This is a genomic window from Micromonospora sp. NPDC048986 (assembly GCF_040649335.1).
GTDB lineage: Bacteria > Actinomycetota > Actinomycetes > Mycobacteriales > Micromonosporaceae > Micromonospora > Micromonospora alfalfae.
Map to the genome: position 1 here is coordinate 461,221 of NZ_JBEZFJ010000003.1, position 11,428 is coordinate 472,648.

Annotated in this window: 13 protein-coding genes; 8 read left to right on the plus strand and 5 right to left on the minus strand. The window is 71.2% G+C overall.

Translation table 11 applies throughout. The features are described 5' to 3' along the window. Nucleotides 1-18: 18 nt before the first annotated feature. Nucleotides 19-900, minus strand: a complete 882-nt coding sequence (gene mca, locus AB0B94_RS09955; RefSeq protein WP_357270896.1) for a mycothiol conjugate amidase Mca — start codon at nt 898-900, stop codon at nt 19-21. A 202-nt stretch (nt 901-1,102) separates the two neighbouring features. Between mca and AB0B94_RS09960 the strand changes: the two genes are divergently transcribed. Beyond that, nucleotides 1,103-1,543 (plus strand): DUF4307 domain-containing protein, encoded by a 441-nt coding sequence (locus tag AB0B94_RS09960; protein ID WP_357270898.1) that lies wholly within the window; start codon nt 1,103-1,105, stop codon nt 1,541-1,543. Nucleotides 1,544-1,699: 156 nt separating this feature from the next. Then, entirely contained in the window at nt 1,700-2,197 is a 498-nt protein-coding gene (gene greA, locus AB0B94_RS09965; protein ID WP_091394193.1) for a transcription elongation factor GreA, read from the plus strand. A gap of 96 nt (nt 2,198-2,293) precedes the next feature. Here the strand turns inward: greA and ilvA are convergent, their stop codons facing one another. From ilvA to AB0B94_RS09985, 4 genes are all read right to left on the minus strand, one after another. Then, nucleotides 2,294-3,514, minus strand: coding sequence for a threonine ammonia-lyase (gene ilvA, locus AB0B94_RS09970; protein ID WP_238666655.1), 1,221 nt, complete (start codon nt 3,512-3,514; stop codon nt 2,294-2,296). Between the two features lie 77 nt (nt 3,515-3,591). Beyond that, nucleotides 3,592-5,001 carry an amidase family protein gene (locus AB0B94_RS09975; RefSeq protein WP_357270902.1) on the minus strand — a complete coding sequence of 470 codons (1,410 nt, stop codon included), beginning with the start codon at nt 4,999-5,001 and terminating at the stop codon, nt 3,592-3,594. A gap of 13 nt (nt 5,002-5,014) precedes the next feature. Next, complete coding sequence (locus AB0B94_RS09980; protein WP_091394199.1) at nt 5,015-6,157, minus strand: cystathionine gamma-synthase; 1,143 nt, start codon at nt 6,155-6,157, stop codon at nt 5,015-5,017. 109 nt (nt 6,158-6,266) lie between these two features. Next, a complete protein-coding gene (locus AB0B94_RS09985) occupies nt 6,267-7,310 on the minus strand; it encodes a hypothetical protein (RefSeq protein WP_357270905.1) in 1,044 nt (347 codons plus the stop codon). Nucleotides 7,311-7,451: 141 nt separating this feature from the next. On the opposite strand from AB0B94_RS09985, the gene AB0B94_RS09990 reads away from it, so the two are divergent. From AB0B94_RS09990 to AB0B94_RS10015, 6 genes are all read left to right on the plus strand, one after another. Then, nucleotides 7,452-7,874 carry an HIT family protein gene (locus tag AB0B94_RS09990; RefSeq protein ID WP_357270908.1) on the plus strand — a complete coding sequence of 141 codons (423 nt, stop codon included), beginning with the start codon at nt 7,452-7,454 and terminating at the stop codon, nt 7,872-7,874. Between the two features lie 76 nt (nt 7,875-7,950). After that, nucleotides 7,951-8,613 (plus strand): peptide-methionine (S)-S-oxide reductase MsrA, encoded by a 663-nt coding sequence (gene msrA / locus AB0B94_RS09995; RefSeq protein ID WP_357270912.1) that lies wholly within the window; start codon nt 7,951-7,953, stop codon nt 8,611-8,613. Nucleotides 8,614-8,715: 102 nt separating this feature from the next. Beyond that, nucleotides 8,716-9,309, plus strand: a complete 594-nt coding sequence (locus tag AB0B94_RS10000) for a hypothetical protein (protein ID WP_357270914.1) — start codon at nt 8,716-8,718, stop codon at nt 9,307-9,309. Nucleotides 9,310-9,638: 329 nt separating this feature from the next. Continuing rightward, nucleotides 9,639-10,568: a ribonuclease Z gene (locus AB0B94_RS10005; RefSeq protein ID WP_357270917.1), complete on the plus strand. Its 930-nt coding sequence runs from the start codon at nt 9,639-9,641 to the stop codon at nt 10,566-10,568. Continuing rightward, the gene (locus AB0B94_RS10010; RefSeq protein WP_357270920.1) at nt 10,565-11,074 is read left to right on the plus strand and encodes a GNAT family N-acetyltransferase; all 510 of its coding nucleotides are present in this window, start codon (nt 10,565-10,567) and stop codon (nt 11,072-11,074) included. Before AB0B94_RS10005 ends, AB0B94_RS10010 begins: the two co-directional genes overlap by 4 nt. Nucleotides 11,075-11,346: 272 nt before the next feature. Further along, nucleotides 11,347-11,428: 2-oxo acid dehydrogenase subunit E2 (locus AB0B94_RS10015; RefSeq protein ID WP_357271041.1), on the plus strand; the 82-nt coding region annotated here is incomplete at its 3' end.

The window sequence follows — 11,428 nt, forward strand, 5'->3', positions numbered from 1 at the left end:
GGGTAGCGCCGCCGGGAATCAGCGCGCGTGCGCCGTCTCCCGCACCCCGGCGAAGAGATCGGACTCGGGCAGCGGGCTGTCGACCATCGAGCGGGCCAGCTCGTAATCCTCGGTCGGCCAGGCGCGCTTCTGCAGCTCCATCGGCACGTGGAACCAGAAGCCGTCCGGGTCCACCTGGGTGGCGTGGGCGCGCAGCGCGTCATCGCGGACCGGGAAGTATTCGGCGCACTCGACCCGGGTGGTGATCCGCGGGCCCTTGTCGGGGCGGTCCTCCCACCGCTTGAGCCAATCCTCGTAGGGCGACTCCAGACCGGCGGCCAGCATGCCCTCGTGCAAGGCCATGATCTTGCCCTTGGAGAAGCCGATGTCGTAGTAGAGCTTCAGCGGCTGCCAGGGCGCGCCCAGCTCCGGGTAGCGCTCCGGGTCACCGGCGGCCTCGAACGCGGCAACGCTCACCTTGTGGCACATGATGTGGTCCGGGTGCGGGTAGCCACCCTCCTCGTCGTACGTGGTCACCACGTGCGGACGGAACTCGCGCATCAACCGCACCAGCGGGCCCGCGGCGACCTCGACGTCCTGGAGGGCGAAACAGCCCTCGGGCAGCGGCGGCAGCGGATCGCCCTCGGGCAGACCCGAGTCGACGAAGCCCAGCCAGGCCTGGTCGACACCGAGGATCGCCCGCGCGGCGTCCATCTCGGCACGCCGGATCTCGCCGATGTTGGCCCACACGTCGGGTCGGTCGAGCTTGGGGTTGAGCACGCTCCCGCGCTCGCCACCGGTGCACGTCACGACCAGGACGTCCACCCCCTGGGCGACATATTTCGCCGTCGTCGCCGCGCCCTTGCTCGACTCGTCGTCCGGGTGCGCGTGCACGGCCATGAGACGCAGTTGCTCTGCCAACTTCGGCGCTCCTCGTCTGTGCCGGACGGTGGACCCGACCGGGCTCGACCGGCTGACCTGCCGGGATCTTTCCTCACCGCACCTGTCACCGGCCACCAGCGCCGGGCATGACCTGCCATTCCTGCGGCTGGACCGGGTGGGAGGATGGGGCTCTGTCATTCTTGCCGATGCCGCCGACAACAACGCCAGGAGATACCCGCCGGTGACCGAGACGCACGCCACAATTTCACCAGGCGCGCCGGTATTCCCGGCCGGACGCTACGGCCGCCGTCGGGCACCGGGCGGAAAGCGCCGCCGTACGCTGCTGGCCGCGCTGGCACTGTTGGCGCTGTTGGCGACGCTGACAGTGATCTCGGTCCGGCTCTACCGGCAGTACGGCGATCCGGTCTACGACGCCCAGGTGATCACGTACACCGACATCACGGACAAGCAGGTGCTTGTCGACTTTCGGGTTACCGTCCCGCCCGGTGGATCAGCGGTCTGCCTGCTGCGCGCCCGGGACCGCGCCGGCGCCGAGGTCGGCCGCGAGCAGGTCACCGTGACCGCCGATCCCGGGGATCGGCACGTCACGACCCGGCACCTCCTGTCCACCACCGCGCGGCCGTTCATCGGTGAGGTCCTGAGCTGCCGACCACCGTCCTGAGCTGCTCGAACAGCACCAGAAGCGGGGCTGACGGGGTGCCTACCGCCGGTGTCGGATCCGGACACCGGCGGTGATGGCCGACACGCTGTGTCGTAGCGCACTGGTAACTTGGTAGTTCACCTGTCAGCCAGCCACGCACAACTGAGGAGAACGCCTGTGTCCACTGGCAACGAGGCGCCCGCCACCTGGCTGTCGCAGGACGCGTACGACCGCCTCCAGGCCGAGCTCGACGAGCACATCGCCAACCGTCCGGCGATCGCAGCCGAGATCAACGCTCGGCGCGAGGAGGGCGACCTGCGGGAGAACGGTGGCTACCACGCCGCCCGCGAGGAGCAGGGCAAGGCCGAGGGTCGCATCCGCTACCTGCAGGAGCTGCTGCGCACCGCGAAGGTCGGCGAGGCCCCGACCGCCGACGCGGTGTCGCCGGGCATGGTGGTGACGATCTACTTCGACGACGACACAAACGACACCGAGACCTTCCTGCTCGGTTCCCGGGAGATCGCGGCCACGACCGACCTGACCGTCTACAGCCCCGAGTCCGCGCTGGGCAAGGCGATCCTGGGCGGTCGAGCCGGGCAGACCTGCACCTACACGGCGCCCAGCGGCGCCGACATCAAGGTGACAGTGGTCAGCTTCGAGCCGTTCTCCGGCTGACCCCCGCCGGTCGCGCTACCCGCTGCCGGCCGGCTCGACCGACGCCGGCATCCGCTGTCGAAACACCGCGCACCCGAGGCTTGGCACCCACCGGTGTCACGCCTCGGCCGCGAAGACCACCTGGTAGCCGCTGGCCCGTAGGGCGCTGATCAGGGTGTCCGAGTGCTCGACGCCCCGGGTCTCCACCGACAGCGCCACCTCCACCTCGCCGAGGCTGAGGTGCGGGTTGGCCCGCTGGTGCTCCACGTCCACCACGTTGGCCCGGTGCTCGGCGATCTGGCTGAGCAGCGACGCGAGCTGCCCCGGCCGGTCCGAACAGCGGACGGTCACCCGCAGGTAGCGACCCGCCGCGGCCAACCCGTGCTCGATCACCCGCAGCATCAGCAGCGGGTCGATGTTGCCGCCGGAGAGCACCGCGACCACAGGGGTCTCCACCTCGACCACGCCGGCCAGCAGCGCGGCCACGCCGACCGCGCCGGCCGGCTCGACCACCTGCTTGCCCCGCTCCAGCAGCATCAGCAGGGCCCGGGAGATGTCCTCCTCGGAGACCGTGACGATCTCGTCGACCAGCTTGCGCACGTGGTTGAAGGTGATTTCCCCCGGCCGGCCGACCGCGATGCCGTCGGCGATGGTGGAGAAGATGGGCAGCCGGACCGGTTCCCCGGCCACCAGTGAGGGCGGAAACGCCGCCGCCCCGGCCGCCTGCACGCCGATGATCCGGACGTCCGGACGCAACGCCTTCACTGCCACCGCCATGCCCGAGATCAGACCGCCGCCACCCACCCCGGTGATGATCGTCTTCACGTCCGGGCACTGTTCGAGGATCTCCAGCGCCACGGTGCCCTGCCCGGCGATCACATCGGGGTGGTCGAACGGGTGGATCAGCACCGCGCCGGTGCGCTCGGCGTACGTGTGCGCCGCGACCAGCGACTCGTCAACTGTGTTCCCGGCCAGCTCGACCTGCGCGCCGTACCCCTTGGTGGCGGCCACCTTCGGCAGCGGCGCGTTGACCGGCATGAAGACGGTGGCGTGCGTGCCGACCAGGCCGGCGGCGAGTGCCACGCCCTGCGCGTGGTTGCCAGCGCTCGCCGCTACCACGCCGCGTTCCCGTTCCGCCGCCGACAACCGGGAGATCCGCACGTACGCTCCCCGCACCTTGTACGAGCCGGCGCGCTGCACGTTCTCGCACTTGAGCCACGTCGGCCCGCCCAGTGCCGCGCTGAGCGGCCGGGAGGGCTCCAGTGGGGTGGTGCGGGTGACGCCAGCGAGCAACTCCCGTGCGGCCCGCACGTCGTCGAGACCGACCAGTTCCGTCATGCCCCGATCGTGCCACCCGACTCCGGGCCCCTCGGCGGCGACACCGCAGTGCCCGACAGGGCGCACACGGTCGACGGTCAGGCGGTGGCCGGCGACTCCGTGCCGACCCGGGGGTAGCCGGGGGCGTGACGCGTCCACGGGGCGGCCATCTCGAACTGACCGGCGACACCGAGCAGCAGCAGCTCCGAACCGGGCGGACCGACCAGCTGCACAGCGACCGGCAGACCGTCCGGGCGGCGACCGACCGGCACGACGACCGCCGGCAGGCCGGCGATGTTCCAGGGTGCGGCGTACGGGGCGTACCGGATGTTGGCTGACATGTTCGCCCGCCAGGACCGCTCCGACCAGCGGGCCGCCTCCGGTGGCGCGCTGGCCAGCGCCGGGGTGAGTAGCAGGTCGACCGAGTGGTCGGTGAAGAAGTCGACGGACCGTTGCCGCCAGGCGGCCCGGTCCGCCTCCCGCACGTAGCCGCGACGCTGCGCCCACTCGCCGAGCGCGACGTGTCGCCGGGTACGCCGTTGCAGCCCACGCCGGTCCAGACCGGAGGCCCGGACGTCGGTGGCGGCCGCGGCGAGCCAGGTGGCGATGCCCTGCAGGCCGAGCGCGGTCGGGTAGACCGGATCGGCCGGCACGGTGTCGTGCCCGGCGGCGGCGAGGAGCCGGCCGGCGGCGGCGACCGCGTCCCGGTTCGGCGCGTCCGGTGCGACACCGCGCACCGGGGAACGCAGCGAGACACCCACCCGCAGCCGCTGCGGGGGGACCAGCTTCTCGGGACGCCGGCCGGCGAGCACCGAGAAGCCGACCGCCGCGTCGGCGACGGTGCTGGTGAGCATGCCGTGCTCGGTGAGGCCGAACCAGTCGTCCGCCCCGAGCTGGCAGGGGACCACGCCCCGGCCCGGCTTGAGCCCGACGAGCCCGCAGCAGGCCGCGGGAATCCGGATCGAGCCGAGACCGTCGTTGGCGTGCGCGATCGGCACCAGCCCGGCGGCGACAGCGGCGGCGGCACCACCGGAGGACCCACCGGGGGTACGCGTGCTGTCCCAGGGGTTACGGGTCACCCCGCTGTCGTCGTCGGTCAATGCCCACAGCCCCAGCTCCGGCATCCGGGTCACGCCGAGGATCACCGCGCCGGCGCCGCGCAGCCGACGCACCACCTCGTGGTCGGCCTCCGCCACCTCGGTGCGGGCGGCGGCCGACCCGTTCCAGGTGGGCAGACCGGCGACCGGTGTGTTCTCCTTGACCGCCACCGGAACCCCGGCCAGCGGCAGGTTGGCCAGGTCCTCCTGCTCGTCGACCTTCTCCGCCTCGGTGATCGCCTCACCGCCGCGAACGGCGCGGAACGCGGCCAGCTCGCTGTCGGCTCGGGAGATGTACTCGAGGTGGTCGGCGACGACCTGGGTCGCCGAGACGTCACCTCGGCGTACGCCCCGGGCGATCTGCTTGGCGGTCGCCCCGACCCAGGTCGCCATGATGTCCTGCACGGCCATCCTCCCCCAGCGGTCAGCCCAGCGCCTGCTCCAGATCGGCGAGTAGGTCGTCGACCGTCTCGATGCCGACAGACAGTCGCACGAGATCCCCGGGAACTTCAAGCGGCGAGCCGGCAGCACTTGCGTGTGTCATCCGACCCGGGTGCTCGATCAGGGATTCCACACCACCCAGCGACTCGGCGAGCACGAAGAGCTTGGCCCGGTTGCAGATGTCCACGGCGTGGTCCTCACCACCGGCGGCGCGGAACGAGATCATGCCGCCGAACCTGCGCATCTGCTTGGCGGCCACCTCGTGACCGGGGTGCGAGGGGAGCCCCGGATAGAGCACCTGGGCGACCTTGGCGTGACCGTCGAGGTACGCGGCGAGCCGCTCGGCGTTGTCGCAGTGCCGGTCCATGCGTACCCCGAGGGTCTTGATGCCCCGCAGGGTGAGCCAGGCGTCGAACGGGCCGTTGATCGCGCCCATCGCGTTCTGGTGGTAGCGCAACTCCTCGCCGAGCCCGGCGTCGGCGACGACGAGGGCGCCACCGACCACGTCGGAGTGCCCGCCGACGTACTTGGTGGTGGAGTGCACCACGACGTCCGCGCCGAAGGCGATCGGCTGCTGCAGGTACGGCGAGGCGAAGGTGTTGTCCACCACCAGCAGGGCGCCCGCGTCGTGTGCCACGGCGGCCAGGGCGGCGATGTCGGCGATGCCGAGCAGCGGGTTGGTCGGCGTCTCCACCCAGACGATCTTCGTGCGGCCGGGCTGCACCGCCGCCCGGACCGCGTCCGGGTCGGAGACCTTGGCCGGGCTGAACTCCAGGCCCCAGCGCTGGGCGACCCGGGCGAAGAGCCGGTACGTGCCGCCGTACGCGTCGTCCGGGATCACCACGTGGTCGCCGGGCTGACACACGGCCCGCAGCAGGGTGTCCTCCGCCGCCAGGCCGCTGGCGAAGGCGAGCCCCACCGGCCCACCCTCCAGCGCCGCCAGGCACTCCTGGAGCGCGTCACGGGTCGGGTTGCCGGAGCGGCTGTACTCGTAGCCGAGACGAGGTGCGCCGACGGCGTCCTGGGCGTACGTGCTGGTCTGGTAGATCGGTGGGATCACCGCGCCGGTGCGGGCCTCAGGGTCCTGACCGGCGTGGATGGCGAGCGTCTCGAAGCCGTGACTCATTCTGGTGAGGCTAGTGCCCCGCCCCGAGGGCGGGAACGGAACCCGCGCTCCCGATGGGGGCCGGGCCTTCCGGCCCGGCCCCCTCTGCCAACCAGGGGCCGACGGCCGGTCAGCCGGCCGGTACGGGCAGGACGTGCAGGGTGGCCTGGTTTCTCCCGGTCCAGTCGTAGGAGAGCGCGTAGAGCCGTGCACCGTTCGGCGACCAGGCCAACCCACCCGGGCTCAGCTCACCGCCTCCCAGCACGAAGCGGGTCAGTTCGGTGCCGTCCGGCCGATGGACGAACAGGTACGACGTGTCCGCAGCGGCGGCGATCCTGGTGCCGTCGCGGGACGGCTCGACGGCGGCCGGGTAGGCGCCGGTGGGGAAGGTCGCGGAGGGGGTGGTGATGTCGGCGACCGGGAACGCCTGCACCTCGTACGGGGCACCGGCCGCGGTGTAGACGGTGGTGCCGGTCGGGTCGAGGGCGATGTCGCGCAGGTTGCTGCCGATCGCCGTCCAGCCGCTCGCCCGCAGCAGGGTCAGCGTTCCCCCGGCTCCGATCGCGTACGCGTAGACCGACGCCGGGCTCAACGACATCTGCCCGGCCAGCAGCACCGACCGGTTCTGGCTTGCGGCGGCCAGCAGCGGAGCGCCGTAGAAGTCCTGGGTGGTGGCCATCCCCGTCGTCACCCGGGCCGGCTGGCGTCCCAGGTCGATCTGGCCGATGTTGCCGCCCCACTGGTCACAGCCGTAGCCGAACCACAGGTACCGGCCGGTCAACGCCAGCGACGACGGGCACTCGCCCGCGCCGGTGTCGTACCGGGCCGACTCGATCAGCGAGCCGGTGTCGAAGGCGGCGATGGCGTTGGCGGTGGGCAGCGCCACGTATAGGGTCCGCCGGTCGGCGCTGAGCAGCAGGTCGGTGGGGCCGGGCAGGCCCGACAGCGTGCCGACCACGGTGCCTGTCGCGCTGGTCACCACGACATCGGTTGCGGAGCTGCCACCGCTGACGAAGACCCGGTCACCGGCCGACACCACGTCGGCCACCGTGTTCAGCGGCAGTGCGATTGCGGTCTGCGCGGCGGCCGCCTGGGCGTGGCCCGGGGTCGCGCCGGTGAGCAGCCCGACGGTCAGCGCCGCCAGCGCCGCGGTAAGGCCTCTTCTGTTCTGCAAGCTTGGTCCTTTCGGAGCGTCGACGCGCACGCCGACGGCCGGGATCACCCCGCGATCATCCATTCACGTAGATGATTACCACAGTCGGTTCACGTGCGGGGGGCGCCGTGCCCCGCCAGGCCGCCGGCATAGCCTGACCCGATGAGCGGTTGCGTGTTCTGCGGGATCGTGACGGGCGAGGTGCCGGCGTTCCGGGTGGCCGACACCCCGGACGGGGTGGCCTTCCTGGACACCCGGCCGGTGTTCAAGGGCCATGTCCTGGTGGTGCCCCGGGTGCACCTGGTGACCCTGGCGGAGTTGCCGGCCGACCTGCTGCCCGACTACTTCGCCATGGTCCAGCGGCTGGCGGTGGCGGTGGAGACCGCTCTCGGCGCCGGTGGGACGTTCGTGGCGATGAACAACAAGGTGTCCCAATCGGTGCCCCACCTGCACACCCACGTGGTCCCGCGTACCAAGGGCGACGGGTTGCGGGGCTTCTTCTGGCCGCGCACCCGGTACGACGACGACACCGAGGCACAGGCGTACGCGGATCGGATCGCGGCTGCGGTCCCCGACGGGGCCTGACTGACCGTCACGGGGGTAAGGAAGGTGGACCCTCCGGTGTTACACGCTGGGAGAGGTACGAGAGGAGATCCCCACCGTGTTTTTGCGCCGTATGAACGCCGATATGGTCTCGCCCGACCAGGCCCTGCCGGGCCGTTCGATCGCCATGCCGGTCGCCGACCGCCACGAGGTGCTGGGCACGCCGTTGAAGGGCCCGTTCCCTGAGGGCCTTCAGGTAGCGGTCTTCGGCATGGGCTGCTTCTGGGGCGCCGAGCGGCTGTTCTGGACGCTGCCCGGTGTCTACACCACCTCCGCCGGCTACGCGGGTGGCATCACCAAGAACCCGACGTACGAGGAGACGTGTTCCGGCCGGACCGGGCACGCCGAGGTCGTCCAGGTGGTGTACGACCCCAGCAAGATCAATTATGAGGATCTGTTGAAGGTCTTCTGGGAGAACCACGACCCGACCCAGGGCATGCGCCAGGGCAACGACGTGGGCACCCAGTACCGTTCGGCGATCTACACGACCACCGACGAGCAGCGGACTATCGCGGAGTCGTCCCGGGACGCGTTCCAGCCGATCGTGACGCGGGCCGGCAAGGGTGAGATCACCACCGAGATCACGCCGCTCGGCAGTTACTACTTCGCCGAGGACTACCACCAGCAGTACCTGGCGCCGACCAAGAACCCGAACGGTTATTGCAACCACGGCCCGAACGGCCTGAGCTGCCCGGTCGGCGTGGCCCGGGTCGGCGGCTGACCACCACGCACCACCCCTTCGGGGCGCGGCGATCGCCGCGCCCCGAAGTGCTGTCCGGCCGACCAGTTGCGGTGTGACGTGCCCACCGAAACCATGAGGGCCGTGACCAACGAGCAGGCCGATGCCCGGGCCGCCTTCGCGCGCCGAGTCGACGCCCTGCGCGGCCGTCGTGTGCTCGCCGTCGACTACTGGGATCTTCACACCAGTGGCTCCGACCCGGACTGGGACTACGGCGACTGGCACCACGCCGTCATGGGGGTTCAGCTGACCACCGGCACCGGCCCGGTGACAGTGACCTGGGAAGCGACCTTCCACCCGTACGGCGTGGACGTCTTCCTGGAACCCATCACCCGCCACCTCGACGAGGACGAGTCGCAGCGGGTCGGGCCGGGAGCCGGTTCGCGCTGGGACGCCTTCCTGGGACAGCCGATCCGGGCCGCGACGGCCCGGTGGGACACGCTCACGCTCGGGCCCGCCACGAGGTGGGATGGCGAGGTGGTCGCCCGGCCACACGACGTGCACCTTCCCACCGCTCTCCGGCTGGACTTCGACCCGGGGCCGGTGTGGTTCGTCGCTGGCATGCCGCGGTTCCCCCAGGTGGACGACGTGTTCATCCCGGGCGACGAGATCATGATCGTCTTCACCGCCGCGAAGATGAGGGCGATGGGGTACGCCGACCCGACCTTCGCCACCTGAGGAGGTGGGCAGCGCATTCCCATCAGCCCTGTGATCGAAATCCGTTGCCGAGCCCGACGAGAACTCGATAACGTGGCCGTACACGTGAAAGGAGGTGGTCCAGACTTGTATAGCAATCGGACTCGTGAGGTGGCTGTCAGCTAGCCGCTGTCCTCGACAGTGATCGGCTCGCCGCGAGGCGGGTAAAAAGCACCATCGTCGAGACCGTGTGGCAGCGGTGCGGCGAATCCACGACAGCCACCCGACCCCCGGGGTGCCGGCCAAGTCCAGCCGGCCCGCGCACACGCGCGGAGCGCCCCGGGGGTCGCTCCATATCCGCAGGAGTGGCGATGTCAATGCGCGAGCTGGTGGTGCTGGGGACGGCCAGCCAGGCGCCGACCCGTCAGCGCAACCACAACGGGTACGTGTTGCGCTGGGACGACGAGGTGATCCTCTTCGACCCGGGTGAGGGCAGCCAGCGTCAGCTTCTGCACACCACTGTCACCGCCACCGACCTGACCCGGATCTGCGTCACGCACTTCCACGGCGACCACTGCCTGGGCCTGCCCGGCACCATCCAGCGGCTCTCCCTGGACCGGGTGGCGCACCCGGTCGCCGTGCACTTCCCCGCCGGCGGCGCCGAATACTTCGCCCGACTGCGGTACGCCACCTCGTTCTACGAGACCGCCGAGCTGCGGGTCGAGCCCATCGAGGCGGACGGGCAGCGGATCGCAGTGCGCTGCGGCACGCTGGAGGCACGCCGGCTCCGGCACCCCATCGAGACGTACGGCTACCGGCTGGTCGAGCCGGACGGGCACCGGATGCTGCCGGAGAAGCTGGCCGCGTACGGCATCGCGGGGCCGGCCGTCGGCGAGCTGATCCGCGTCGGGCACCTGGACCTCGACGGACGCCGCGTCACCCGGGACGAGGTGAGCGTGCCCCGGCCGGGGCAGCGGTTCGCGTTCGTGATGGACACCGGGCTCTGCGACGGGGTGTACGCCCTCGCCGAGCACGCCGACCTGCTGGTCATCGAGTCGACGTTCCTGGAGTCGGAGGCCGCGCTCGCCGCCGAGGTCGGCCATCTGACCGCGGCGCAGGCCGCCCGGGTGGCCACCGAGTCCGGGGTACGCCGACTCGTGCTCACCCACTTCTCCCAGCGCTACCCCGACCCGCGCCGGTTCCACGACGAGGCCCGCGCGCACTTCGACGGCGAACTGATCATCGCCGAGGATCTGACCACGGTGCAGCTTCCGCCGCGCCGGGTAGCCTCGGCCGGGTGACCGTCACGCTCCGCCCAGCGACCGAAGGCGACCTGATGGCGGTGGGTGCCCTGCACCAGCGCTCCCGGGTCGCCGCGTACTCCGCCTTCCTGCCGGCCGAGGCGCTGGCCGACCCGACACCGGAGGCGATGGGACGGTACTGGGTCGAGCGGTGGATCTGGGAGCGGGACACCCACCGGATGACAGTGGCCGAGCGGGCCGGGGCGTTGGTCGGGTTCAGCCACCTGGGCCCGGACGACGAGGACGACCCCGCCACCGGGCTGCTCAACGCGATCCACCTCGACCCTGCCGAGCAGGGCCGCGGGGTGGGTCGCACCCTGATGGTGGACGCGCTGGACGCCATGCGGGCGCAGGGCTGGCGGCGTGCCGTGCTCTGGGTGCTGCGGGACAACGCCCACGCCCGCTCGTTCTACGAGCGCGGCGGCTGGACCCCCACCGGAGCGGAGCGTGAGGAGCACATCGGCACCGCCCTCACGCCCCAACTCCGCTACACCCGGCTGCTCTAACCCCCCCGCCCACACCCCACACCCCACACCCCGCCCACCCGCCCACCCGCCGATCTTGCACTTTGGGTTGACGTTATGCCCTATTCATCCCTTATTTCGGGACAGAAACCGCAAGATCGCCGACGAGCTCTGGGGGCGGCCCGTTCCTTTGCGTCGATCATGGAGTTGTGGTGCCCCGCAAAAGACGCGAAAGCCCATGAAACGCCCACCAGAACTCCATGATCGACGAGGGCATGGGGGCGCGGGCGGGGCCGGGTGCCCGGGGGGACGAGATGGCCGGGGCGACCTTCACGCTGACCAACACGGGCAGCCGGGGCGCGCTCTTCGACACCCCGATCGTGCCGTCGCCGCAGT

What these genes read in the sequence shown, in the direction of transcription:
- ilvA (WP_238666655.1), bottom strand. Translation starts at nt 3,514, where the DNA reads ATGACGGAACTGGTCGGTCTCGACGACGTGCGGGCCGCACGGGAGTTG.
- AB0B94_RS09975 (WP_357270902.1), bottom strand. Translation starts at nt 5,001, where the DNA reads ATGGCCGTGCAGGACATCATGGCGACCTGGGTCGGGGCGACCGCCAAG.
- AB0B94_RS09980 (WP_091394199.1), bottom strand. Translation starts at nt 6,157, where the DNA reads ATGAGTCACGGCTTCGAGACGCTCGCCATCCACGCCGGTCAGGACCCT.
- AB0B94_RS09990 (WP_357270908.1), top strand. Translation starts at nt 7,452, where the DNA reads ATGAGCGGTTGCGTGTTCTGCGGGATCGTGACGGGCGAGGTGCCGGCG.
- AB0B94_RS10005 (WP_357270917.1), top strand. Translation starts at nt 9,639, where the DNA reads ATGTCAATGCGCGAGCTGGTGGTGCTGGGGACGGCCAGCCAGGCGCCG.